The sequence below is a fragment of the Conexibacter sp. CPCC 206217 genome, assembly GCF_030646165.1.
Classification (GTDB): Bacteria; Actinomycetota; Thermoleophilia; order Solirubrobacterales; family Solirubrobacteraceae; genus Conexibacter.
The window spans coordinates 317,315-340,335 of sequence record NZ_JAUTDO010000006.1; the positions used below are offsets into that span (position 1 = coordinate 317,315).

Annotated in this window: 23 protein-coding genes; 18 read left to right on the top strand and 5 right to left on the bottom strand. The window is 71.2% G+C overall.

The genetic code is table 11. The features are described from left to right. Nucleotides 1-612, bottom strand: coding sequence for a TetR/AcrR family transcriptional regulator (locus Q7L65_RS18430; protein WP_304723355.1), 612 nt, complete (start codon nt 610-612; stop codon nt 1-3). 171 nt (nt 613-783) lie between these two features. Between Q7L65_RS18430 and Q7L65_RS18435 the strand changes: the two genes are divergently transcribed. The 7 genes from Q7L65_RS18435 to Q7L65_RS18465 all read left to right on the top strand — a co-directional run bounded on the left by Q7L65_RS18435 (nt 784) and on the right by Q7L65_RS18465 (nt 6,796). After that, complete coding sequence (locus tag Q7L65_RS18435; protein ID WP_304723357.1) at nt 784-1,767, top strand: thiamine pyrophosphate-dependent dehydrogenase E1 component subunit alpha; 984 nt, start codon at nt 784-786, stop codon at nt 1,765-1,767. Then, nucleotides 1,768-2,766, top strand: a complete 999-nt coding sequence (locus Q7L65_RS18440) for an alpha-ketoacid dehydrogenase subunit beta (RefSeq protein WP_304723358.1) — start codon at nt 1,768-1,770, stop codon at nt 2,764-2,766. Nucleotides 2,767-2,771: 5 nt separating this feature from the next. Continuing rightward, nucleotides 2,772-3,005 (top strand): biotin/lipoyl-containing protein, encoded by a 234-nt coding sequence (locus tag Q7L65_RS18445; RefSeq protein ID WP_304723561.1) that lies wholly within the window; start codon nt 2,772-2,774, stop codon nt 3,003-3,005. Beyond that, on the top strand, nt 3,002-4,387 hold the full coding sequence (locus Q7L65_RS18450; protein ID WP_304723359.1) for an MmgE/PrpD family protein: 1,386 nt from the start codon (nt 3,002-3,004) through the stop codon (nt 4,385-4,387). Before Q7L65_RS18445 ends, Q7L65_RS18450 begins: the two co-directional genes overlap by 4 nt. Next, nucleotides 4,384-5,385, top strand: coding sequence for a hypothetical protein (locus Q7L65_RS18455; protein WP_304723361.1), 1,002 nt, complete (start codon nt 4,384-4,386; stop codon nt 5,383-5,385). The genes Q7L65_RS18450 and Q7L65_RS18455 overlap by 4 nt, the downstream gene beginning before the upstream one ends. 158 nt (nt 5,386-5,543) lie before the next feature. Then, a complete protein-coding gene (locus tag Q7L65_RS18460) occupies nt 5,544-5,996 on the top strand; it encodes an autotransporter (protein WP_304723363.1) in 453 nt (150 codons plus the stop codon). Then, nucleotides 5,993-6,796, top strand: coding sequence for a hypothetical protein (locus tag Q7L65_RS18465; RefSeq protein WP_304723365.1), 804 nt, complete (start codon nt 5,993-5,995; stop codon nt 6,794-6,796). The genes Q7L65_RS18460 and Q7L65_RS18465 overlap by 4 nt, the downstream gene beginning before the upstream one ends. A gap of 15 nt (nt 6,797-6,811) precedes the next feature. On the opposite strand, the gene Q7L65_RS18470 is transcribed toward Q7L65_RS18465, so the two are convergent. After that, nucleotides 6,812-7,414 carry a TetR family transcriptional regulator gene (locus Q7L65_RS18470; RefSeq protein ID WP_304723367.1) on the bottom strand — a complete coding sequence of 201 codons (603 nt, stop codon included), beginning with the start codon at nt 7,412-7,414 and terminating at the stop codon, nt 6,812-6,814. Nucleotides 7,415-7,478: 64 nt separating this feature from the next. Between Q7L65_RS18470 and Q7L65_RS18475 the strand changes: the two genes are divergently transcribed. The 6 genes from Q7L65_RS18475 to Q7L65_RS18500 are packed head-to-tail and all read left to right on the top strand — an operon-like array spanning nt 7,479 to nt 14,475. Beyond that, on the top strand, nt 7,479-9,272 hold the full coding sequence (locus Q7L65_RS18475; protein ID WP_304723370.1) for an acyclic terpene utilization AtuA family protein: 1,794 nt from the start codon (nt 7,479-7,481) through the stop codon (nt 9,270-9,272). Then, nucleotides 9,269-10,753: an acetyl/propionyl/methylcrotonyl-CoA carboxylase subunit alpha gene (locus Q7L65_RS18480; RefSeq protein ID WP_304723372.1), complete on the top strand. Its 1,485-nt coding sequence runs from the start codon at nt 9,269-9,271 to the stop codon at nt 10,751-10,753. The genes Q7L65_RS18475 and Q7L65_RS18480 overlap by 4 nt, the downstream gene beginning before the upstream one ends. Then, nucleotides 10,750-11,256, top strand: a complete 507-nt coding sequence (locus Q7L65_RS18485) for an acetyl-CoA carboxylase biotin carboxyl carrier protein subunit (protein WP_304723374.1) — start codon at nt 10,750-10,752, stop codon at nt 11,254-11,256. The genes Q7L65_RS18480 and Q7L65_RS18485 overlap by 4 nt, the downstream gene beginning before the upstream one ends. Next, nucleotides 11,256-12,854 (top strand): acyl-CoA carboxylase subunit beta, encoded by a 1,599-nt coding sequence (locus tag Q7L65_RS18490; RefSeq protein ID WP_304723376.1) that lies wholly within the window; start codon nt 11,256-11,258, stop codon nt 12,852-12,854. The genes Q7L65_RS18485 and Q7L65_RS18490 overlap by 1 nt, the downstream gene beginning before the upstream one ends. A 39-nt stretch (nt 12,855-12,893) precedes the next feature. Continuing rightward, the gene (locus Q7L65_RS18495; RefSeq protein ID WP_304723378.1) at nt 12,894-13,658 is read left to right on the top strand and encodes an enoyl-CoA hydratase/isomerase family protein; all 765 of its coding nucleotides are present in this window, start codon (nt 12,894-12,896) and stop codon (nt 13,656-13,658) included. A 43-nt stretch (nt 13,659-13,701) separates the two neighbouring features. Further along, nucleotides 13,702-14,475: a metalloregulator ArsR/SmtB family transcription factor gene (locus Q7L65_RS18500; protein WP_304723380.1), complete on the top strand. Its 774-nt coding sequence runs from the start codon at nt 13,702-13,704 to the stop codon at nt 14,473-14,475. 66 nt (nt 14,476-14,541) lie between these two features. Here Q7L65_RS18500 and Q7L65_RS18505 read toward each other — a convergent pair whose 3' ends face one another. Then, on the bottom strand, nt 14,542-15,333 hold the full coding sequence (locus Q7L65_RS18505) for an SDR family NAD(P)-dependent oxidoreductase (protein WP_304723382.1): 792 nt from the start codon (nt 15,331-15,333) through the stop codon (nt 14,542-14,544). A gap of 343 nt (nt 15,334-15,676) precedes the next feature. On the opposite strand from Q7L65_RS18505, the gene Q7L65_RS18510 reads away from it, so the two are divergent. From Q7L65_RS18510 to Q7L65_RS18525, 4 genes are read left to right on the top strand one after another with little or no spacing between them, the layout of a single operon-like run. Beyond that, entirely contained in the window at nt 15,677-16,789 is a 1,113-nt protein-coding gene (locus Q7L65_RS18510; protein WP_304723383.1) for an NDMA-dependent alcohol dehydrogenase, read from the top strand. A 13-nt stretch (nt 16,790-16,802) separates the two neighbouring features. Then, nucleotides 16,803-17,999: a substrate-binding domain-containing protein gene (locus Q7L65_RS18515; RefSeq protein ID WP_304723385.1), complete on the top strand. Its 1,197-nt coding sequence runs from the start codon at nt 16,803-16,805 to the stop codon at nt 17,997-17,999. Between the two features lie 14 nt (nt 18,000-18,013). After that, entirely contained in the window at nt 18,014-19,093 is a 1,080-nt protein-coding gene (locus Q7L65_RS18520; protein ID WP_304723387.1) for an ABC transporter permease, read from the top strand. Between the two features lie 4 nt (nt 19,094-19,097). Next, the gene (locus Q7L65_RS18525) at nt 19,098-20,666 is read left to right on the top strand and encodes a sugar ABC transporter ATP-binding protein (protein ID WP_304723388.1); all 1,569 of its coding nucleotides are present in this window, start codon (nt 19,098-19,100) and stop codon (nt 20,664-20,666) included. Nucleotides 20,667-20,698: 32 nt separating this feature from the next. On the opposite strand, the gene mftR is transcribed toward Q7L65_RS18525, so the two are convergent. Continuing rightward, nucleotides 20,699-21,304: a mycofactocin system transcriptional regulator gene (gene mftR, locus Q7L65_RS18530; protein WP_304723389.1), complete on the bottom strand. Its 606-nt coding sequence runs from the start codon at nt 21,302-21,304 to the stop codon at nt 20,699-20,701. Nucleotides 21,305-21,437: 133 nt separating this feature from the next. Between mftR and Q7L65_RS18535 the strand changes: the two genes are divergently transcribed. Continuing rightward, nucleotides 21,438-22,211, top strand: coding sequence for an SDR family NAD(P)-dependent oxidoreductase (locus Q7L65_RS18535; RefSeq protein WP_304723391.1), 774 nt, complete (start codon nt 21,438-21,440; stop codon nt 22,209-22,211). Here the strand turns inward: Q7L65_RS18535 and Q7L65_RS18540 are convergent. Beyond that, a complete protein-coding gene (locus Q7L65_RS18540) occupies nt 22,195-22,974 on the bottom strand; it encodes a TIGR01458 family HAD-type hydrolase (RefSeq protein ID WP_304723393.1) in 780 nt (259 codons plus the stop codon). The two genes, Q7L65_RS18535 and Q7L65_RS18540, sit on opposite strands and share 17 nt — an antisense overlap. Nucleotides 22,975-23,021: the final 47 nt, after the last annotated feature.

Genomic DNA, 23,021 nt, shown 5'->3' on the forward strand with positions numbered 1-23,021 from the left:
CTAACGCGCCTCCAACCCCCGCAACGCGATCTCGGCGAAGGTGTCGGCGACCTCCTCGGCGCTCAGCGCGCCGTCGGGCTGGAACCAGGTGTAGCCCCAGTTGGCCATCGCCAGCACGGCCTTCGCCGCGATCGTGGGGGAGACGGCGACGAACGTGCCGGTCGCGCTGCCCTCGGCGATGATGCGGCTGACCATCTGCTCGTAGAAGTCGCGCTTGACGACCAGTTCGTTCCAGCGCTCGCCGCTGACCGCCTGGCGCTCCTGCAGGAAGACGGTGACGCCGTCGCGGTGGCGCGCGACGAAGCTGAGCGCGACGCGCAGCACGCCGCGGACCTTCTCGGCGGGATCGCCGGAGGTCGACAGGACGCCCATCGTCTCGTCGATCAGCTCGTCGATCAGCTGCTCGTGGATCGCGAAGAGGAGGTCTTCCTTCTTGCGCACGTGGTGGTAGAGACTCGGTTTGCGCATCCCGAGCAGCTCGGCGATCTCCGCCATCGAGGCGGCGTGGTAGCCGCGCTCGCTGAAGACGCGCGTGGCCGCTTCGATGATGTCCGCACGGACCTTCGGCGGAGGGCCGCCGCCGGTCGACGGGGTGGGTGCGGTTCGTGACACGCGCGCTCCAAGGGGGTCGGATGAGGAGCGGAGTCATCCGCTCCTTAACAAGAATACTGGCTGGATCCGATCGACTCATCGGTAGGCAACTTGTCGTAATCGCCTATGACAAATAGGATAGCCTACCGACCGGTAGGGAGTTTCTATGTCTTGCGGAAGGAGAGGAACCGGATGGCGGAGGTTCATACGGGGCGGGCGGGGACGATCGCCGGCACCGGCGAAGCGCGCGGCTCGGCGGGGCGCTATCGGATGATGCGGCTCAGTCGCCGCTTCGAGGAGACGGTCCACGACCAGTTCGGCGACGGGCAGGTGCCCGGTCCGCTGCACCTGTCGATCGGCCAGGAGGCCGTCGCGGTCGGCGCCTGCTGGGGGCTGCGGCAGACCGACGCCGTGCTCTCGACGCACCGCGGTCATCACCACTGCCTCGCGAAGGGCGCCAGAGCCGACCGCCTGATGGCTGAGCTGCTCGGCCGCACGACCGGCTACTCGCGCGGGCGCGGCGGCTCGATGCACGTCGCGATCCCCTCGATCGGCCTGCTCGGCACCAACGGCATCGTCGGCGGCGGCATCCCGATCGCGACCGGCGCCGCCTACGGCATGCAGGCGCAGGGCCGCGACGACGTGACCGTCTGCTTCTTCGGCGAGGGCGCGACCGGCGCCGGCGTCTTCGGCGAGGCGCTCAACCTCGCCGCGCTGTGGTCGCTGCCGCTCGTGTTCGTCTGCGAGAACAACCAGTACGTCGAGCTGACGCCGCAGAGCGTCCACGTCGCCGGCGAGATCTGGCGCCGCGGCGAGTCGTTCGGGATCCCCGGCGTGCGCGTCGACGGCAACGACGTCGACGCCGTCCACGAGGCCGCCTCCGACGCGATCGAGCGCGCCCGCGGCGGCGGCGGGCCGACGCTGATCGAGGCGGTCACCTACCGCTGGTTCGGCCACTACGCCGGCGACCGCGCGGCCTACCGCGACGAGAACGAGGTCGAGACCGGGCGCGCGGGCGATCCGCTGATCAAGGCGCGCGCCGCGCTCGACCCCGCCGAGGCGGAGGCGCTCGACGCCGACGTCGAGAAGGAGATCTCCGCCGCGCTCGCGTTCGCGCAGCGCAGCGCGGTGACAGGGCCTGACGCACTCGCGATCGACCATTGGGCGGTGAGCTGAATGAGCGCCACAGCTGCGCCGACGAAGGCGCTGAAGTTCTGGCAGGGCGTCAACCAGGCGATGGTCGAGGAGATGGAGCGCGACGAGCGCGTCGTGCTCGTCGGCGAGGACGTCGGGAAGCCGGGCGGTCCCTACGGCGTCACGCGCGGGCTGCAGGACCGCTTCGGCGAGATGCGCGTGCGCGACACGCCGATCAGCGAGGCCGTGCTGGTCGGGCTCGGCGTCGGCGGCGGCGCCGTCGGCCTGCGCCCCGTCGTCGAGATCATGTTCTTCGACTTCGCGATGATCGCGATGGACCAGATCGTCAACCAGGCGGCGAAGTTCCGCTACTTCTCCGGCGAGTCGATGCCGCTCGTGATCCGCACGATGTGCGGCGCCGGCGGCCCCAACGGCGCGCAGCACTCGCAGAACTTCGAGTCGTGGTACTGCGCTGTGCCGGGCCTGAAGGTGATCATGCCGTCCAACGCGGCCGACGCGAAGGGCCTGCTGAAGGCGGCGATCCGCGATGACGATCCGGTCCTCTTCATCGAGACGCTGGGCCTGCTGACGACCCGTCGCGACGTGCCGCAGGTCGACGACTTCGTGCTGCCGATCGGGGTCGCGGAGACGCGGCGTTCCGGCAGCGACGTGACGATCGTCGCGATCGGACGGCTGGTCGACCGGGCGCTGGAGGCGGCCGAGACGCTGGCCGCGGAGGGGATCGAAGCGGAGGTGATCGACCCGCGCACGCTCGCGCCGCTCGACACCGAGACGATCGTCGCGTCGGTCAAGAAGACCGGCCGGCTGGTCGTCGCGCAGGAGGCGACGGCGGGCTTCTCGTTCGCGTCCGAGGTCTGCGCGGTGGTCGTCGAGCAGTGTCTGTCCGCATTGAAGGCGCCGCCGGTGCGGGTCGCCTCGCCGTTCGTGAACGTGCCGACGCCGGTGCCGCTGGCCGAGTCGCGCGCGCCCGGTCCCGACGCGGTCGCCGACGCCGTCCGCACCGTCATGAGGGGAGCGTGACGCCGATGCGCGTCGAGGTCGCGATCGAGGATCCGGGCAGCCACGAGGAGATCGAGGTCGTCGAGGTGATGGTCGAGGTCGGCGAGGAGGTCGAGCAGGGCGACGTGCTGCTCGAGGTCTCGACCGACAAGGCGAACATGGACGTCGAGGCCCCGTCCGCGGGCACGGTCACCGAGGTGCTCGTGTCCGAGGGCGACGTCGTGCCGTCGAGAAGCCTGCTGGTGGTGTTGGAGGGATGAGCGAGCCGGCGGGAGCGCAGCTCGGGCGCTGGGTCGCCGCGCTGCGCGCCGACGCGCTGCCGCCGGCCGTGCAGGAGAAGCTGCGCTGCAACCTGCTGCACGACCTCGCGGTGACGCTGGCGGCGTACCCGGTCGGGGCGGAGGTGTGGCCGCTGGTGCGCGACCGCCGTCCCGCCGAGGCGACGCTGCTGTGCGAGGGCACGCACGTCAGCGCCGAGCACGCGGCGTTCGCCAACGCGCAGCTGATGCACGCGCGTGCGCAGGACGACACGCATTTCGCCGCCAAGACGCACGTCGGCGCGGCCGTGATCCCGGCGGCGCTCGCGCTGGCCGAGCGCGAGTGCGTCAGCGGCGCGGCGTTCGCGACCGCGGTCGTCGCCGGCTGCGAGGTCGCGGCGGCCGTCGGCGAGCGCCACGCGGCGGCGTCGACCGTGCGCGGCTTCCGCGCCTCGCCGGTCTTCGGCACGCTCGGCGCGGCGGCGGCGTGCGCGTCGGTGCTGGGGTTGGATGCCGGCGCGACCGCCCACGCGATCGCGATCGCATCGAGCTTCAGCGGCGGCCTCAACCAGACCTGGATCGACGGCTCGTCCGAATACCGCATCGAGCTGGGCATGGCCGCCCGCAACGGCGTGCTGGCGGCTTCGCTGGCCGCCGGCGGCCAGCGCGGCGCGGTGCACTGGTACGAGGGCGCCGCCGGGTTCGCGCGGGCGTTCGGCGGGGTGCAGGAGGCGTCATCCGACTCGTGGGAGCTGGGCGAGCGCTGGCGCCTGCTCGACGTGACCTACAAGCCGTATCCGGTCTGCGCGATCCTGCAGAGCGCGGTCGAGGTGGGGCTCGGCCTGACGCGCGAGCACGATCTCGACACCGAGACGGTGAGCGCCGTGCGCGTTCATCTCAACGTGAACGATCGGACCTATCCCGGCACCGTCAACCGCGGCCCCTACCGCGACGTCGGCGCGACGCTGATGAGCGCCGAGTACTGCGTCGCGATGGCGCTGCGCGACCGCGCAGCGACGCTCGCGGGGCTGCGCGGATTCGAGGATCCGCAGCTGGCGCGTCTGATCGGCGTCACGGACGTGAGCGGGGATGAGCGGATCCCGCCGCTCGGCGCGCGGGTGGAGGTCGACGTGACCGCCAGCCGCGACACCGGCGCGGGCTCGCCCGGCACCGCCACGACGACGCTCGCCGGCGAGCTGCTCCCCGACGCCTCCACCTACGGCTGGGAGTGGGAGGGAGTGCGCGCCAACGCCGCCCGGATGGCGGGCGAGATGGCGATCGCGCCCGCCGCGCGCGGGCGGCTGGAGCAGGCCGTGCGCGACGTCTTCGAACTGCCCGACGTCGGCACGCTCGTGCGTGAGACGGTGCCCCAGGAGGCCGCATGACCGTCGATCCGCTCCATGACCTGATGCACGCCCCCGACCTCGCGCGGCCGCGCTGGCGGGAGTCGTTCTACTTCAAGTTCTGGGACTTCAACCACCAGCTCGGTGGCGACTCGACGATCGGCTACCGGCCGGCGAGAGGCCATTCCGGTTCGCTGAACATCATCTGGGGCCGTGAGCTGCCGACGCTCGTCGCCTCCGAGCTGGATCACGCCCCCGACCATGCCGTCCCGCATCCGGCGGGCGGCCTCAGCTACGAGCCGGTGGAGCCGTTCGGCCCTTGGCGGCTGCGCTTCGACGGCCGCCTCAACGACGGCGGCAGCGCGGTCGGCTGCGATCCGCGCGCGGTGAGAGCAGCGGACTCCAGCTCCGTTCCCGTCTCCTACGACCTCCTCTTCACCCCCGAGCAGCCGGCGCACATCTACAGAGAGAACCCGGCCTGGGACGGCCTCTTCGACGGCCACGTCGACGAGGTCGGCCGCGTCACCGGGACGCTGACGGTCGACGGCACGACCTACGAGATCGACGCCCGCGGCTGCAAGGACCACTCGTGGGGTCAGCGCGACTGGGCCCGTCCGCACGGCTGGCGCTGGGCCGACCTGCTGTTCCCGGAAGGCCCCGAGGCGTCGCTGTGGCGCGCGACCTTCGACGGCGACGAGTGGCTGCAGGACGGCGCGATCTACGCCGGCGGCGAAGCGGATCCGCTGACGAGCTTCGCCGAGCGCGCGACCTTCGCCCCCCGCGACCGCGCACCGCGCCCCCAGCGCTGGTCGTTCGACCTCCAGAGCGCCCGCCATGCGATCACCGGCGAGGCCGAGCTGCTGCGCGTGATCCCGCTGCGCTTCCCGATGCGCGACGAGCACGGCACCGCGATGACCGCCTGGATCGACCGCTGCCTCTACGCCAGCACGACGACCGACGGCCGCCACGGCGCCGGCACGGTCGAGTTCCAGTCGCGCGTCCCGCTGAGCGGCGACGCTCCTCCCGCGCCGACCGCGTAGCGCGTCAGCTCTGACGCAAGCACGCAGCAGCCAGCAACCGCCGCGCGCCGCACCGGTCCTCGGTAGGTTGCGACGTCGACGGCGAGCGGCGAATGGGCTTGCCGTCCGGGGCAGTCGAAATGGATCGAAGGGGACGCCGGATGCTCAGATTCCTGACCATGGCCCGCAAGCGCCGTCCGATCGCGCTCGCGCTCGTCATCGCAACCGCGGTCGCGCTCGCCGCACCGACCGTCGCGACGGCGCGGACGATCGCCATCGAGGCGGACGCGAAGCTGCACCTCGTCAAGAACGGCAAGAACGGCAACCAGCTGCGCGAGCGCGGAACCGCGACCGGCACCCTGCCCGGCCCCGTCGTCGCGCTCTTCACCGTCTCGCTCACGAGCATCACCGGGACCGTCACGCTGCTGCCCGAAAAGGGATCGATCACGCTCACGATCAACGGGCGGCCGACCGGCTCCAAGCGCGGCAAGACCACGGCCAGCGGCACGATGACGATCGTCGCCGGCACCGGCCGCTACAGAGGCGCACGCGGCAGCGCGAGATTCACCGGCACGCTGGACCGCTCGACGTGGGCCACCACCGTCCACGCGACCGGCTCGCTCACCTATTGACCGCAAACCGCGCACGACGAGCAGGCGCGGCGCTCGCGCTGCTCGGGCTCGTCGTGTTCGCGACTTCAGGCTCCGCCTCCGCTTCCGCGGCGCCGGCTCACCTCGCCGCGTCGTTCGGTCCTGACGCGCGCTTGGGGCAGCCGACCTCGCTGCGCCTGCAGCTGTCGATCAGCCGACGCCTCCCGTCGCCGGTGACGCGCATACGGATCCGCTATGCGCAGGGACTGGAGATCGCCACCAGCGGTCTCGTGCTCGACGAGTGCCGCCGCCCGCCCGAGGACTTCGCCAGAGTGATGATCCCGCTCACCGGGCGAGCGGCCTGCCCGGCGAACTCCGTGATCGCGACCGGAACGGCCGACGGCGAGGTCCGGCTCGACACGTTGACGATTCGCCAGACCGCGCTGATGACGATCCTCGCCGGCCCGCTCCAACCCGGTCAGCTGCAACTCGTCGGCCTCGTCGAGGGCGTCAACCCCTTCGGCGTCCTGCTCGCCTACAGCGGCGCGCTCACGCCCGCGCGGCCGCCCTACGGCGGCGCGATCTCGATATCGCTGCCGCCGATCCCGGATCTCCCGTATGCCGACGCCAGCGTCGCGCTGCTCGGCGTCGATGCGACGATCGCGGCTTCCACGATCCGCTACCGCCGCACCGTCGCCGGCAAGGTCCGTCGCTACCGTCCCGACGGGATCGGACTCCCGAGCCGCTGCCCTGCAGCCGGCATGCGGTTCCGCGGCGACTTCGTGTTCGCGGACGGCACGACGGCCAGCGCGAAGGCGCGGGCGCCCTGCCCGCCGCGCTGACGCGACGACGACGATTTACCGCATCCCCGCCGTCACCAGCCCGGTGACGTGCGCGCTGTAGGCCTCGACGAGGCGGTCGTCGAGCGGCTCTCCGAACCCGCGCTCCAGCAGCGGCCGGGCGGAGAAGAGGAACTCGCACAGGCCGACGACGGAGAAGAAGAAGAGCGTCGGGTCGAGCTCGCGCCAGCCCTCCTCGCGGCGGCCGTCGGCGAGCAGCTCCGCGTACCAGTCGCGCGCCGGCAGAGCGAAGCTGCGGGCGATCCCGGAGACCGCCTCGGGCTCCGCCGACAACAGACGCTCGTTCATCAGGCGGTTGACGTACGGGTAGCGGACGTAGTTGCGGACGATCTCGCTGACGTGGCGCTGGAGCTTGGCCGACGGCGGCAGGTCCAGCGCGGCGAGCCGTTCGATCTCGTCCGAGAGGCCCTCCAGCACGCGCTCCAGCAGCGCGTCGAGCAGGCCGTCCTTGGAGCCGAAGCAGTATCTGACCATCGCGACGTTGACCTCTGCGCGCGAGCAGATCTCGCTGACCGAGGCGCCCGAGGCCCGCTCGGCCAGCAGGTCGTGGGCCGCTCTCAGCAGCTTCTCGCGCGTCACGTCGGCGTTTCCCCGTGCCATCCGACCACATCTTGGCAGCCGCGCCCCTTGACATCAACTAAACGATTATTTAGCTTCTTCTCTCATGAGAGATCCCGTGCGCCTCGGCTGCTGGGCAGCCTTCTGGGGCGATACCAGCGTGGCCGTCGACCAGCTGCTCGACGGCGCCGACGTCGACTACCTCGTCGCCGACTACCTGTCCGAGATCACGATGGCGCTGCTCGCGCGCGCCCGCGCGAAGGACCCCGAGGCGGGCTTCGTGCCCGACGCGGTGCGGGTCCTGCAACCGCGCCTCGCCGAGATCAAGGCGCGCGGCATCAAGATCGTCACCAACGCCGGTGCGCTCAACCCGGTCGCGTGCGCGCACGCCTTCCGCGACGCCGCCGCGGCCGCGGGCGTGGAGCTGAAGGTCGCCGCCGTCGAGGGCGACGACCTCAGCGGCCGGCGCGAGCAGATACTCGCGGGCGCCCCGAGGGACATGTTCAGCGGCGAGCCGCTGCCGGCCGACCCGATGACGATGAACGCGTACCTCGGCGCGCGGCCGATCGCCGCCGCGCTCGACGCCGGCGCCGACGTCGTCGTGACCGGCCGCGCGGTCGACTCCGCCGTCCTGCTCGGCCCGCTGATGCACGAGTTCGGCTGGAGCGACGAGGACTACGACCTGCTCTCCGCCGGCACGCTCGCCGGTCACGTCGTCGAGTGCGGCCCGCAGTGCACCGGCGGCAACTTCACCGACTGGGACCAGGTCCCCGGCTGGGACGACATGGGCTTCCCCGTGATCGAGTGCCACGCCGACGGCTCCGCGGTCGTCACCAAGCCGGCCGGCACGGGCGGGCTCGTCAGCCCGGCCACCGTCAGCGAGCAGATCCTCTACGAGATCGGCGACCCGGGCGCCTACGTGATGCCCGACGTCGTCTGCGACTGGCGCGACATCGCGCTCGAGCAGGTCGGCACCGACCGCGTGCGGATCTCCGGCGCGCGCGGCACCAAGCCGCCGCAGACCTACAAGGTGACCGCGACCCACGCCGACGGCTATCGCGTGATGACGACCGCGATGTTCAGCGGCCTCGACGCCGGCGCGAAGGCGCGCCGCGCCGGGCAGGCGCTGCTGAGCCGCACCGAGCGGCTGATCGCGCAGGCGGGCCACGTGCCGCTGAGCGAGTCCTCGATCGAGGTGATCGGCGCCGGCGACACGCACGGTCCCGACCATCGCGACGACTCCGTCACCGAGGCGGTCGTGAAGATCGCCGCGCGCCACCCGCAGAGAGCGGCGCTGGAGATCTTCGCGATGGAGTACGCGCCGATGGCGCTCGTCGCGCAGGGCATGACCGGCTTCTTCGGCGGCCGTCCGCGGCCCGCGCCGGCGATCTCCGTCTACCACCTGCTGGTCGACAAGAGCGCGACTCCCGTCCGCGTCCACCTCGACGACGACGAGCCGTTCGAGGTCGCCGTCGCGGCGGGCGCCCCTGGCCCGGTCGCCGGCACGCCGGAGTTGCCGGACGCCGATCCGGCCGCCGGCGGCGCGCCCGTGGACCTCTCCGGCGGCGGCTTCACCGTCCCGCTGCGGCGGCTCGCATGGGCGCGCAGCGGCGACAAGGGCAACAACGCCAACATCGGCGTGATAGCCCGCCGCCCGGAGTTCGTCGCGCTGATCCAGCAGCAGCTCAGCACGACGCGCGTCGGCGACTTCTTCGCGCAGTACCTGACCGGCGGCGTCAGACGCTGGGAGCTGCCGGGCCTGGGCGCCGTCAACTTCGTGCTCGACGGCGCGCTCGGCGGCAAGGGCGGCACCTCGACGCTGCGCTTCGACCCGCAGGGCAAGAGCTTCGCGGCGATGCTGCTGGAGCTGCCGATGCTGGTCCCGGCGGATTGGGCATGAACCTCCCCGCCAAGGTCCTCGTCGCCAACCGCGGCGAGATCGCGGTGCGGATCATGCGGACGCTGCGGCGGCTGGGGATCGCGAGCGTCGCGGTCTACCACGCCGAGGACGCCGACGGCCGCGCCGTGCGCGAGGCTGACGAGGCCGTCGAGCTGTTCGGCGACACGCCGGTCGGCGCGTACCTCGACGTCGCCGGGATCGTCGCCGCGTGCCAGAGCACCGGCGCGACCGCGGTCCATCCCGGCTTCGGCTTCCTGTCGGAGAACGCCGGCTTCGCGGAGGCGCTCGCCGAGGCCGGCATCACCTTCGTCGGCCCGCCGCCGGACGCGATGCGCGCAATGGGCGACAAGATCGAGTCCAAGCGGCTCGCCGAGCAGGCCGGCGTGCCGACGCTGCCGGGCTCTGACGGCGCGGTCGAGAGCGCCGAGGAGGCGGCGACGATCGCGCAGGGGATCGGCTTCCCGGTGCTGCTGAAGGCGAGCGCGGGCGGCGGCGGCAAGGGCATGCGGATCGCCTACGACGTCGAGGAATGCCGCGAGGCGTTCACGCGCGCCTCCGGCGAGGCGCTCGCCAGCTTCGGCGACGGCCGCGTCTTCGTCGAGCGCTTCATCGAGCGCCCGCGCCACATCGAGGTGCAGGTGCTCGCCGACGGCCACGGCACGGTCCTGCACCTGGGCGAGCGCGAGTGCTCGATCCAGCGCCGCTACCAGAAGGTGGTCGAGGAGTGCCCGTCGCCGTTCGTCGACGCCGCCAAGCGCGCGGAGATGGGGGCGACGGCCGTCGCGCTCGCGAGAGCGGTCGGCTACGTCTCCGCCGGCACCGTCGAGCTGATCGTCGACGAGCAGGCGAACTTCTACTTCCTCGAGATGAACACGCGGCTGCAGGTCGAGCACCCCGTCACGGAGCTGGTGACGGGGATCGACATCGTCGAGCAGCAACTGCGCGTCGCGGCCGGCGAGCGCCTCGGCTTCGGCCAGGAGGACGTGCGCTTCGACGGCCACGCGATCGAGTGCCGCATCTACGCTGAGGACGCCGACGCCGGCTTCGTGCCCGCGACCGGCCCGCTGAAGCTCGTGCGCTTCCCGGCCGGCGAGGGGATCCGCGTCGACCACGGCGTCGTCGAGGGGCAGGACGTGAGCGCGTCGTTCGACCCGATGATCGCCAAGCTCGCCGTCCACGCGCCGACGCGCGCGGAGGCGATCGCGCGCGGACGCGACGCGCTGCGGCACACCGTGCTGCTCGGCACGATCACCAACACCGCCTTCCTCGAACGGGTGCTGGCGCAGCCGGCGTTTGCGGCGGGGGAGACGCACACCGGCTTCATCGAGGAGCACAGCGACGCGCTCGTCGGCGACGGCGCCGTGGCGGACGAGGACGCCGAGCGCTGCCTCGTCGCGGCCGCGGCGCTCGCCAGCCCGCGCTTCGACCAGCGGCTCTCGGTACCGGAACCGCTCGCCTCGATGGGGGGATGGCGGAGATGAGCTACGAGATCGCACTGGAGGGCGGCTCCGCGCACACCGTCGGGCTCGCCCGGCGCGGTGACCGCGCGACCGTCACGATCGACGGCAACGACTACCACGGCAGCCTGCGCCCGGCCGGCGACGGCTGGGAGCTGACGCTGGAGGACCGCACCGAGCCGATGTGGATCGTCGTCGAGCGCGACACGGTCCACGTACACGCGTTCGGGCGCGCCTGGCAGCTGAGCGTGATCGACCCGGTCGAGCGCGCCCGCGGCGGCGGCCCGTCGGAGGACGTCGCGACCGCGCCGATGCCGGGCGCCGTGATCAGCGTCGCGGTCGCGGCCGGCGACGCGGTCGAGCAGGGCCAGCAGCTGCTGGTGATCGAGTCGATGAAGATGCAGAACGAGATCGTCGCCGCGCGCGACGGCGTCGTCGAGCGCGTCCACGTCGAGGTCGGCGAGACGTTCGACCGCGGCGCCGCGCTCGTCGCGCTGGTGGCCGAGGACGACGGAGACGAGGACTGATGCACCGTCTGGAGACGCACGTCGACACGACGTCGCCGACCTACCGCGCCTTTCGCGAGCACAACCTGGGGCTCGCGGCCGAGCTGCGCGAGACGCTCCACAGAGCCCGCCACGAGCGCCCGCAGCGGGCGCTGGACCGTCTCGCCGAGCAGCAGAAGCTGACCGTGCGCGAGCGGCTGGACCTGCTGCTGGATCCCGGTGCGCCGTTCCTGGAGCTGATGTCGCTCGCGGCCAACCGTCACTACGACGGCGAGGCGCCGCAGGCGCTGCTGGTGACCGGGATCGGCGTCGTCAGCGGCCGCGAGGTGATGGTCGTCGCCAACGACTCGTCGCTGAAGGGCGGCGCCTGGTACCCGATCACGACGCGCAAGATCGTGCGCGCGCTGCAGGTGGCGCTGGAGAACAAGCTGCCGGTCGTGCACATGCTGGACAGCGGCGGCGCCAATCTGCACCTGCAGGACGAGATCTACGCGACCGCCGGCCACATCTTCAAGCAGCAGTGTCAGTTGAGCGCGGCCGGCATCCCGCAGCTGGCGGTCGTGTTCGGCTACTGCACCGCCGGCGCGGCGTACACGCCGACGCTGTGCGACCAGACGATCATGGTGCGCGAGCGCGGCGCGATCTTCCTCGCCGGGCCGCCGCTGGTGAAGGCCGCGACGGGCGAGGAGGTCAGCACCGAGGAGCTGGGCGGGGCGGACATGCACACGACCGTCTCGGGCGTGGCGGACTACGCCGTCGACTCCGAGGCGGAGGCGCTCGCGCTGGCGCGCGACGTCGTCGGCGTGTGGGCGCGGCGCGACAAGGCCGACTCCGACCGGCGCACGCCGGAGGACCCGTTCCACGACCCCGACGAGCTGTACGGGATCATCCCCGACGACGTCAAGAAGCAGTTCGAGATGCGCGAGGTGATCGCGCGCATGGTGGACGGCAGCCTCTTCCATGAATTCAAGCCGCATTACGGTGACACGATGGTGTGCGGCTGGGCGTTCATCTGGGGCTTCAAGGTCGGGATCCTCGGCAACAACGGCGTGATCTTCAGCGAGGCCGCCAACAAGGCGACGCAGTTCATGCAGTTGTGCGACCGCGACGGGATCCCGCTGCTGTTCCTGCACAACGTGACCGGCTTCATGGTCGGGCGCGAGTACGAGCGCCGCGGGATCACGAAGGACGGCGCGAAGATGCTGATGGTGCAGGCGAACGTGACGGTGCCGAAGCTGTCGGTCCTCTGCCACGCCTCGCAGGGCGCCGGCAACTACGCGATGGCCGGCCGCACCTGGGATCCGCGGCTGATCTACGCGTGGCCCAACTCGCGCTCCTCGATCATGGGGCCCGAGCAGGCCGCCGACGTGCTGACGCAGGTGCGCGTCGCGGGGCTGCGGCGCCGCGGGGAGGAGCCGTCGCCCGACGAGATCGGCGGGATCAGACGCGAGGTGACGGCCTACTTCGAGCAGACCTACCACTCGTACTACCTGACGTCGGACCTGCGCGACGACGGCCTGATCGATCCGACCGACACGCGCAACACGCTCGGCATGTCGCTCTCGGCGGTGCTCAACGCACCGATCGTGCGCGCGCCCGGCGGCGTGCTGCGGATCTGAGTTGACACCGAGCGGCTTGAACGAGAACTGGAGAGACGGATGAACGACGTCGTGAAGTACGAGGTCGCGGACAAGGTCGCGTGGCTGACGATCGACCGGCCACAGGCGCGCAACGCGCTCTCCAAGGCGGTCCGGGACGGGTTGTGGGCGGGCTTCAGACGGTTTGCCGCGGACGACGACGCGGCCGTGCTGATCCTGACGGCGGCCGGCGAGAAGGCGTTCTGCGCCGGCGGCGACCTGAAGGAGATGTCCGACAACGCGATGCAGGTGCCGCCGCCGGACTTCCTGCCGTACCTGCAGCGCAGCGTCAGAACCGACAAGCCGATCGTCGCCGCCGTCAACGGCGTCGCGTTCGCCGGCGGCTTCCTGCTCGCGCAGATGTGCGATCTGGTGATCGCCGCCGACCACGCGAAGTTCGCGATCACCGAGGCGAGAGTCGGCCGCGGCTCGCCGTGGGCGGCGCCGCTGCCGTGGCTGATCGGCCCGCGCGCGGCGATGGAGATCATGGTCACCGCCGCGCCGATCACGGCGCAGCGCGCGTACGAGCTGGGCCTCGTCAACAAGGTCGTGCCGGCCGCGGAGCTGCGCGCCGCGGCGCTGGAGATGGCGAGCGGCATCGCCGCCAACGCCCCGCTGTCGGTGCGCGCCGCGAAGGCGCTCGTGTACCTCTCCGCCGAGCATGGCTGGAGCGCCGCGCTGGAAGCCGCCGACGCGCTCTACGAGCCCGTCTACATGAGCGACGACGCCCAGGAGGGCCCGCGCTCGTTCAAGGAGAAGCGACCGCCGGTGTGGCAGGGCAAGTAGCGCCGCTTGACATGTGACCAAAAGGTCACCTATTCTCCTCGCCATGGACGAGGTCTTCAGAGCGCTGGCCGATCCGACCCGCCGCAGCCTGCTCGACGAGCTGCAGCGTGAGGACGGCCAGACGCTCGGCGCGCTGGAGCAGCATGCGTCGATGACGCGCTTCGGCGTGATGAAGCACCTGAGAGTGCTGGAGCAGGCGGGGCTGATCACGACCAGGCGGCGCGGTCGCGAGAAGCTCCACTTCCTCAACCCCGTCCCGATTCGGCTCGTCCACGACCGCTGGGTGAGCAAATACGCCGAGCCGTGGGCGGCGACGCTCACCGGTCTCAAGCGCGACCTCGAAACGGAGGGCCTGATGGAGAAGGTGTTCGAGATCTACATCAAGACGACGCCGGAGCGGCTGTGGGAGGCGATCACCGATCCGGCGCTGCGGGCGCGCTACACGTTCGGCGCCGGCGTCGAGTCGGACTGGACGACCGGGTCGACCTACCGCGCCTCCGCGCAGGACGGCGCCAACGGCGAGGTGCCGATCAGCGCGGGGGAGAACCTCGAGGTCGACGCGCCGCGCCGGCTGGTGCAGAGCTTCAACGCGCTGTGGGGCGAGGACGTCAAGGCCGAGGGGACGTCACGCGTGACGTGGGAGATCGAGCCCGTCGGCGACTCGTGCCGCCTCACGGTGACGCACGACCAGTTGCGCGAGGGGGCCAACGACCAGCTCTACGGCGGCTGGCCGATGATCCTCTCCGGCCTCAAGACGCTGCTCGAGACCGGCGAGGACCTGACGACGCCCGGGTCGCTGATGTACCAGGATCGGTAGCGAACCGGACAGCGCCGCGGCGGCTGGCCGACCGTCCGGTCGCCCGCCGGGCGCGCGCCGCTCGGCTCAGCCGGTCGCCTGCATGCCGCCGTCGGCGAGCCAGTTGGCGCCGAGCACGTAGCTGGCGTCGTCGGACAGCAGGAAGCGCACGACCTTCGCGATCTCCTCCGGCTGGCCGTAGCGCTGCTTGGGCACCGACGGCATGAACAGCCCGTGGCCCTCGGTCGGGTCACCCGGCGCGGCGACGACGCGCTCGATCCGCTTGACGAACTCCGTCTCGATCACGCCGGGGGAGACGGCGTTGACGCGCACGTTCGTGGTCGCGATCTCGGCCGCGACCGCGCGCGTGAAGCCGGCGACGGCGTGCTTGGTCGCGGTGTACGCGGCGAGGTTGCCGAAGCCGACCCAGGCGGCGATCGAGGAGGTGTTGACGATCGCGCCGGAATCCTGAGCGAGCAGCTTCGGCAGGACCGCGCGCAGGCCGAGGAAGACGCCGCGCACGTTGACCGCGACGAGCCGGTCGAAGACGTCGACGTCGTAGTCCTGGATCGGCAGGAAGGGACCCTCCATCGCCGCGTTGTTGTGGAACAGGTCGATTCTGCCCCAGCGCGCGATCGCGTCCGCGACGTAGGCGTCGACCTGCGCGACGTCGCTGACGTCGGCCGTGAAGGCGGCGACGTCGAGACCCTCGGCGGCGAGCTCGTCGGCCTTCTGCCGCACCGCGTCGTCGCGGTTGTCGACCAGCAGCACCTTCGCGCCGTGGCGACCGATCTCGGCCGCGCTGGCGCCGCCGATGCCACCGGCCGCGCCGGTGACGATCGCGACCTTGCCCGCAAGGCTCGATGACTGCGTTGACATCGTGCTCCCGTTCCTCGATTGATCGATTCAAGTCCGTCGTGGCTCGGCGCGAGCCTACCCCTCAGTCGCCTATCGCTAGTGATAGTCCTCGGTTCCAGCTCTCGCCCTTCCGAGACACGCTCGGCGAGCTTCTCCGAGGGTCGGTCCAGAATCCCGGAACTCCAGATTTCGCCGTAGATCGGGCATTTACGGCACTTGGTGCCAGAGATCCCCGTCCGCGATCGGCTCCAGAACGCTCCCCGGGACCGATCCGTTCACTTCACGCCTACCGCTCGGAAGGCTTGACCATCACTTTTCACTCCCTGTACGGTGCCGCCCGGTCGACGACTCCAGAGGAGAGTTCATGAAGACGAAGGCAGCGGTCATCCGCGGCGTCGGACAGGACTGGGAGGTGATCGAAGCGGACCTCGACGCGCCCAAGGCGAACGAGGTGCTGATCCGCTTCGTCGCCGCAGGACTGTGCCATTCCGACGAGCACATCCGTCACGGCGATCTCGACGTGCGCTTCCCGATCGTGGGCGGCCACGAGGGCGCGGGCGTGATCGAGCAGGTCGGTGAGGGCGTCTCACGCGTAAGAGTCGGCGATCATGTGATCTGCTCGTTCCTGCCGGTCTGCGGCCACTGCCGCTTCTGCGCTCGCGGCAAGAGCTACCTGTGCGACCTCGGCGCGACGATCCTCGAGGGCAGCATGCCCGACGGGACGTTCCGCTTCCACGCCGACGGCGAGGACTTCGGCGCGCTGGACCTGCTCGGCACGTTCTCGCAGTACGCCGTGATCCGCGAGGACTCGTGCATCGTGATCGACAAGGACCTGCCGCTCGACGTCGTCGTGCTGCTGGGCTGCGGCGTGCCGACCGGTTGGGGCAGCGCGGTCAAGGCGGGCGAGGTGCAGCCGGGCGACACGACGGTCATCTACGGCACCGGCGGCATCGGCAACTACGCCGTGCAGGGCGCGGCCTACGCCGGCGCGCAGAACATCGTCGCGGTCGACCCGATTCCGTTCAAGCGCGAGGCTGCGGGCCGCTTCGGCGCCACGCACGTCGCCGCGACGGCGGAGGAGGCGCAGCAGATCGTCCACGAGATCACCCACGGCGTCGGCGCCGACCAGTCGATCATCACGATGGACGTGCTGAGAGAGGAGGTCGTCAGCTCCGCCTTCAGCGTGCTCGCGAAGGGCGGCACGGCGGTCGTCACCTCCGTCGCCGACGCGGAGCTGCGCAACATCCACGTGCACGGCTTCGAGTTGACGCTCTTCAACAAGCGCATCCAGGGCTCGCTGTACGGCAGCGGCAACCCGTTCGAGGAGATCCCGCGCCTGGTCGGTCTCTACCGCGCCGGAAAGCTGCAACTCGACGAGACGATCACGCGCCGCTACAGACTCGACGAGGTCAACCAGGGCTACCAGGACCTGCTCGACGGCAAGAACGTCCGCGGCGTGATCATCCATGAGCACTGACGAGAGGCGTCCGATGAATTCAGATGACGACAACGCGGCGGGCGTCGATCGCCGCCGTTTCCTCAGGGCCGCCGGCCTGCTCGGCGCCGGCATCGGCTCCGCGGGCCTGCTGGCCGCCTGCGGCGGCGACAGCGACGCCTCCGTCGACTCGCAGATCGGCGGCGACGCGGGCGGTTCGACGACGGCGGGCGCCGGTGCCGGCGCCGCCGCGGCGAGACCGGTCGGCGACAGATACAGAGGCCTCTCGATCGGCTGCGCGTACCTGACGCTCGCCGACCCGAACGCCTCGCTGATACAGCAGACGTTCGAGGAGGCCGACAGACGCGCCGGCCTCGGCTGGAGATTCAACGTCGTCGACGGCCAGGGCAAGCCCAACCAGGCGCAGGTCGGCCTGGCGTCGCTGATCTCCAAGAGAGTCGACCTGATCTACCTCGAGGGGATCCCGCCGCGGCTCGTGCAGTCGGAGCTGCAGCGTGCGAAGGACGCCGGCATCCCCGTGATCGGCGGCTTCACCGCCGCGCCGCTGGATCCGCTGATCCAGTTCGACTACGCGGCCGTGCTGGAGAGCGACTCGGTCCCGCTCGACTTCTACATGCTCACGGAGCTGAGCACCCTTCACGCGGACAAGGACGAGATCCAGGTCGCGCTCGTCGACTCCGACCTCGACGTCGTCGTCGGCCGCACGAAGCTGCTGGAGGCGCTGGTCAGACTTCCGGCGTACAGAAAGGTCAAGATCGTCGGGGCGCAGAACATCGACCTCGCCGACCCGGACGGCAGCTCGTCCAGAATCGCGTCGTCGTTCCTGACGCAGTTCCCCGACCTCGACGCGATCTGGGCCAACTACCCCAACTCCGCGGTCGCCGCGGCGAACGCGATCGCGCAGAAGAACAAGGTCAGACAGGTCGGCGTCTACGGCCACATCGCCAACGCCGCCGGCATCGAGGCGCTGCGCGACCCCAACAGCCCGATGAGCGCGACCTCGTGGATCGACCTGATCTACACCGCCTACGCGACGATCGGCTACATGCTCGACGTCGTCGCCGGCAACGAGGTCCAGCGCACGGCGTCCTACACCAACATGGTGCCGGTCACGGTCCTCGCGCGTCCGACGATCAGAGAGCAGATCCCCGGCGACGGCACGACGTGGGTCTTCGGCGGCGCCACCTACCGCGAGGGCTTCATCGCGGAATGGGGCGAGAAGTTCGCCTGAGCGAGGAGAGACCAGTGTCCGACATTCCATCCACCCAAGCGGTCTCGCCGGGTCCTTCGGGACCCGGCGAGGACCGGGCGCGCGCGACCACCGAGGCCGTGCGCGCCGAGCCGCGCGACGCCGCCGCCGCCGACCGCGGCGCGGCGCTGCGTCAGAAGCTCGGGCCGTTCGGGGTCCCGGCGATCACGCTCGTGATCATCGCGGTCTTCTCGCTGCTGTCCGACGACTTCCTCCAGAGCGCCAACCTGCAGGACATCCTGCGCCAGTCGGCGCTGTCGCTGATCGTCGCGGTCGGCCTGACCGTCCCGTTGATCATGGGCGACTTCGACCTCTCGATCGCGGCCGTCGCAGGCTTTGCGACGACGGTCGTCTCCGTCCTGATCGCACGCGAGGGCATGCCGCTGATCGTCGGCATCGCGCTGCTGCTGCTGATCGGGCTCGGGATCGGCTTCTTCAACGGGATCCTCGTCGCGTGGATCGGGATGTCGGCGCTCGTCGTCACGATCGCGGTCGGCTCGGTCCTCAACGGGCTCGAGTTCGCGTTCGCGGGCAGCCAGCAGATCAGCAGCGGCTTCCCGCCCGGCTTCGTCAGCTTCGCCCGCAGCATGATCGGCCCGATACCGACGCTGTTCGTGATCGCGATCGCGATCGCCGTCGTGATCTGGGTGATGCTGGAGCGCACCGCGCTGGGGCGCAACATGCGCGCGATCGGCGGCAACGCCGAGGCGACGCGGATCGCCGGCATCGACGTGCGCAAGGTGCGGCTGCTGGGCTTCATGCTCTGCTCCGGCCTGGCGGCGGCGGCCGGCATCCTCTACGCCGGCCAGCAGGCGGTCGCCTATCCGCTGACCGGCCTCAACGTGCTGCTGCCGTCGTTCGCGGCGGTCTTCATCGGCGCGGCCGCGTTCAAGATCGGCGAGTTCAACATCCCCGGCACGGTCGTCGGGATCCTGATCGCGTCGATCATCAACAACGGCCTGCTGCTGATCAACGTCGCCTCGTGGGCGGTCTACATCTTCCAGGGAGCGATCCTGCTCGTCGCGCTGCTGTTCGCGCGGATCGTCGCGCGGACCGGATCGCCGCAGGGGATGTGATCGCGTGAGCACTCCTGAGGCGCAGGCGGGACCGATCCTGCGGATCGCGCAGATCTCCAAGAGCTACCCGGGCGTGAGGGCGGTCCGCGACGTGACGCTCGACGTGCGCCGCGGCGAGACGCTGGGGATCGTCGGCGCCAACGGCGCCGGCAAGTCGACGCTGATGCGGATGATCTCCGGCGGCGAGTCGCCGGACTCCGGGCACCTCGAGGTCGACGGCGAGCGCGTCTCGCTGCGCTCGGCCGCCGACGGGATCTCCAACGGCGTCGTGCTCGTCTCCCAGCACCTCTCGGTCGTGCCGAACCTGACGGTGCGCGAGAACCTGATGCTGGGGCTCGACAAGCGGCGCCGGCTGCCGGGGGAGGGGCGTCGCCTCGGCGACGTCGAGGGCGAGATCGAGGGCGTGCTGAGACGGCTCGGCCTGCAGGTCGACCTCGACGTGAAGGCGCGCGAGCTGTCGCCGGCGGTGCTGAAGCTGCTGATGATCGGCGCCGGCCTGCTGCGGCGCCCGCGCCTGCTGATCCTCGACGAGCCGACCGCGATCCTCGCGGGCGCGGAGGTCGAGCGGCTGTTCGAGATCCTGCGCTCGCTGCGCGCCGAGCAGCAGACGATCGTCTACATCTCGCACCGGCTGCCGGAGGTGCTGGCGCTGGCCGACCGCATCGCGGTGATGCGCGGCGGCCAGCTGGTCGCGACCGAGGAGGCGTCGCAGACGACCACCGGCAGACTCGCCGGGCTGATGGTCGGCGGCGTCGTCGAGCAGCCCAGACGGCGCGAGGGCGCGCTGGCGGTCGACACGTCCGCCGCACCGCGGCTGGAATGCCGGGACCTGACGCGCAGCCCCAAGATCGCGGGCATCAACCTGCAGGTGCGGCCTGGTGAGATCCTCGGCCTGGCAGGGCTCGTCGGTTCCGGCCGCACGAGCTTGATCCGGACCATCTGCGGGGTCGAGAAGGCCGACTCGGGCGCCGTCCTGATCGACGGTGAGGACGTCACGCCGCGCTCGCCGAAGAAGGCGATCGCGGCCGGGATCGCGCACGTGCCGGAGGATCGCGCGCGGCTGGCGGTGATCCCGCGGATGTCGGTCGCGTCGAACGTGACGCTGCCGGACAAGCGGCCGGCGCGGCCGTTCCCGGCGCTGCCGTTCATCGGTCCGCGGACCGAGCGGGCGGCGGTCGCGCCGACGCTGGCGGAGCTGCAGATCGAGCCCAAACACGCGGCGCGGCTGGCGATCGGCGGGCTGTCGGGCGGCAACCAGCAGAAGGCGGTGCTGGCGCGCTGGCTGATGCACGACGCGCGCGTCTTCCTGTTCGACGAGCCGACCGAGGGGATCGACGTCGTCGCGCGTGCGCAGGTGCACGAGCTGATCCGCGGGCTGGCGGCGAGAGGCGTGGCGGTGATCCTGTCGTCGTCCGACGTCGAGGAGGTCGCGCTGATGAGCGACCGCGTGCTGGTGATGCGCGGCGGCGTCGTGACGCACGAGCTGGGATCGGATCAGATCAGCGAGACCGCGATCGGGCACGCCTCGCTGGGGGAGGAGGCGCCGGGTCGGCTGGCGCCGGCCGGCGTCTGACGTTCGGCGCTGAGCGGCGCGCGCGGCGCCGCTCAGCTGCCGGTGACGTCGAAGCCGGTCGCCAGCAGCCGGTAGCCCTCGCGCAGCGACGCCTCGAGGTCCGCGTCCGGGTCGCCGACCCAGGTGACGAACGCGGCCATCGAGGTGCCGAAGGCGGTGTGGGCGATCGTCTGCGGGACGTGGTGCTCGGGCGTGAGCCCGAGCCGCTGCGCCGCGTACTCGGCGACGACCTCGCGCCACGCCTGATAGCGCAGCATCGAGTGCGCCTGCAGAGCGGGCACGGCGGTGATCAGCGTCATGCGCAGCCGCAGTTGCGGCAGCTCCTCGGAGGGATAGCTGTTGGAGGCGACGATCGCGCGGCCGAGCGCCCCCATCAGCGGCTCGTCCGGCGAGCTCTTCGCCAGCTCGCCGCGAAGGCGGTCCAGGACCCAGTCGAAGTCGCCCCAGACGGTGTCGTTCTTCGACGAGAAGTAGCGGAACAGCGTCCGCCGCCCGACGCCGAGCGCGGACGCGATGTCGTCGACCGTCGTCTCGACGAAGCCGTTGGCGGCGAACAGCTCCAGCGCCGCGCGCGAGACCTCGGCAGGGGTGGTGCGCTTGGGGCGGCCGCGTGCGACGGGCGTGCCGTTCGCTCTCATGCCCGCAGCGTAACCGCGCGCGGGTCGTGTTCGACCCGACAGACGTGGGAACTGGCGGAAGCGCCGGTGTCCGCCGCACGAGGCGCGGGATAGCGTCGTGCGACCGGTTTTCGTTGGAGCGAGGAGGAAGTCCGTGCCGCAGTTCGAGCATGTCGCCGCCGTCACCGGGGCGTCCGGTGGGATCGGGCGCGCGATCGCGCTACGACTCGCGGCCGAGGGTGCGGCGGTCGCCGTCGCGGCACGCGGGGAGGACGGCGGGCGCGAGACCGTCGCGCAGATCGAGGACGAGGGCGGGACCGCGTTCTTCACCTCGCTCGACGTGACCGAGGCCGAGCAGGTGCAGGCCTGGGTCCGCGACACCGCCGAGCGCTTCGGCAGACTCGACTGGCTCGTCAACAACGCCGGCATGAACGGCCGCTCGGCGCGGATCGAGGAGTACGCGATCGCCGAGTTCGAGCAGGTCGTCGCGACCAACCTGCTGTCGGCCTTCTACGCGGTCCACGCCGCGATCCCGATCATGCGCGCGCAGGGCGGCGGCGCGATCGTCAGCATCGGCTCGACCGCGAGCCTGCAGGGCTACGGCATGCTCGGCGGCTACACCGCGTCCAAGCACGGCCTGCTCGGCCTCACGCGTTCGATCGCGCTGGAGAACGCCGACGTCCCGATCCGCGCCAACTGCGTCTGCCCCGGCCCGGTCGACACCCCGCTGATGCGCGGGATCGAAGAGCTCGTCAGCCCCACCGACCCGACGGTCGCCAGAGCGATGTTCGAGGGCACGACGGCGCTGAAGCGCTACGGCACCGTCGAGGAGATCGCCGACGTCGTCCACTTCCTGCTGGGTGACTCGTCGAGATACGTGACCGGAGCCGCGATCTCCGTCGACGGCGGCGTCACGACGGGGGTTTGAGCAGCTCCGCGACGTCCGCGATCGAGCCGACGGTGGCCGTGGGAGAGACGCCGCTGGCGTCGATCAGCTCGACGCGGTACTTGCCGGTTCTGACGAGGATCCCGTTGAGTCCGGCGTCGAGCGCGCCGCCGACGTCGGCCTCGACGTCGTCGCCGACCATCACGGCGTCTGGCGCATCGACGCCCACCGCCGCGAGCGCCGCGCCGAAGAACGCCGCCGACGGCTTCCCCGCGACGATCGCCTCGCGCCCGGTCGCGTACTCCAGCGCCGCCGCGTAGGCGCCGACGTCGAGCACGAGCCCGCCGCCGCGGCGGTAGAAGCGGTTGTGCTGCAGCGCGACCAGCTCGGCGCCATCCATCAACCAGCGGAACGCGCGATTGAGGATCGCGTCGTCGAAGGCGGAGCCGAGGTCGCCGAGGATGACGGCGTCGGGAGGATCGCCGCCCGCTTCCCGCAGCTTCGCCAGGTCCGCTCGCAGCCCGTCCGCTACCAGCAGCGCGACCCGCTCGAACCCGCGCTCGCGGCACAGCTGCAGCGCGATCGCGGCCGGTGTCAGGACCTCCTCGGGCGACACCGTGAAGCCGAGTTCACCGAGATGCTCGACGATCTCCCGCCGCGACTTCGAGGTCGTGTTGGTGACCAGTCGCAGCCGCCCGTCGACCAGCGCACGCAGCTCGTCCAACGCCGCGTGTGCTCCCTCGATCGGCTCGTCGCCGACGTACAGCACCCCGTCGATGTCCAGCAGGATCGCGCGCACGTCCATGCGCGATCACGCTAGCGCGTCGAAACGGCCGAGGACCGCAGGATTGC

Excerpts from the sequence above, each read along its gene's own strand:
- Q7L65_RS18505 (WP_304723382.1), bottom strand. The coding sequence starts at position 15,333 with ATGTCAACGCAGTCATCGAGCCTTGCGGGCAAGGTCGCGATCGTCACC.
- Q7L65_RS18510 (WP_304723383.1), top strand. The coding sequence starts at position 15,677 with ATGAAGACGAAGGCAGCGGTCATCCGCGGCGTCGGACAGGACTGGGAG.
- Q7L65_RS18455 (WP_304723361.1), top strand. The coding sequence starts at position 4,384 with ATGACCGTCGATCCGCTCCATGACCTGATGCACGCCCCCGACCTCGCG.
- Q7L65_RS18515 (WP_304723385.1), top strand. The coding sequence starts at position 16,803 with ATGAATTCAGATGACGACAACGCGGCGGGCGTCGATCGCCGCCGTTTC.
- Q7L65_RS18495 (WP_304723378.1), top strand. The coding sequence starts at position 12,894 with ATGAACGACGTCGTGAAGTACGAGGTCGCGGACAAGGTCGCGTGGCTG.
- Q7L65_RS18475 (WP_304723370.1), top strand. The coding sequence starts at position 7,479 with ATGAGAGATCCCGTGCGCCTCGGCTGCTGGGCAGCCTTCTGGGGCGAT.
- mftR (WP_304723389.1), bottom strand. The coding sequence starts at position 21,304 with ATGAGAGCGAACGGCACGCCCGTCGCACGCGGCCGCCCCAAGCGCACC.
- Q7L65_RS18540 (WP_304723393.1), bottom strand. The coding sequence starts at position 22,974 with ATGGACGTGCGCGCGATCCTGCTGGACATCGACGGGGTGCTGTACGTC.
- Q7L65_RS18500 (WP_304723380.1), top strand. The coding sequence starts at position 13,702 with ATGGACGAGGTCTTCAGAGCGCTGGCCGATCCGACCCGCCGCAGCCTG.
- Q7L65_RS18450 (WP_304723359.1), top strand. The coding sequence starts at position 3,002 with ATGAGCGAGCCGGCGGGAGCGCAGCTCGGGCGCTGGGTCGCCGCGCTG.
- Q7L65_RS18435 (WP_304723357.1), top strand. The coding sequence starts at position 784 with ATGGCGGAGGTTCATACGGGGCGGGCGGGGACGATCGCCGGCACCGGC.
- Q7L65_RS18440 (WP_304723358.1), top strand. The coding sequence starts at position 1,768 with ATGAGCGCCACAGCTGCGCCGACGAAGGCGCTGAAGTTCTGGCAGGGC.
- Q7L65_RS18490 (WP_304723376.1), top strand. The coding sequence starts at position 11,256 with ATGCACCGTCTGGAGACGCACGTCGACACGACGTCGCCGACCTACCGC.
- Q7L65_RS18460 (WP_304723363.1), top strand. The coding sequence starts at position 5,544 with ATGGCCCGCAAGCGCCGTCCGATCGCGCTCGCGCTCGTCATCGCAACC.
- Q7L65_RS18470 (WP_304723367.1), bottom strand. The coding sequence starts at position 7,414 with ATGGCACGGGGAAACGCCGACGTGACGCGCGAGAAGCTGCTGAGAGCG.
- Q7L65_RS18445 (WP_304723561.1), top strand. The coding sequence starts at position 2,772 with ATGCGCGTCGAGGTCGCGATCGAGGATCCGGGCAGCCACGAGGAGATC.
- Q7L65_RS18485 (WP_304723374.1), top strand. The coding sequence starts at position 10,750 with ATGAGCTACGAGATCGCACTGGAGGGCGGCTCCGCGCACACCGTCGGG.
- Q7L65_RS18480 (WP_304723372.1), top strand. The coding sequence starts at position 9,269 with ATGAACCTCCCCGCCAAGGTCCTCGTCGCCAACCGCGGCGAGATCGCG.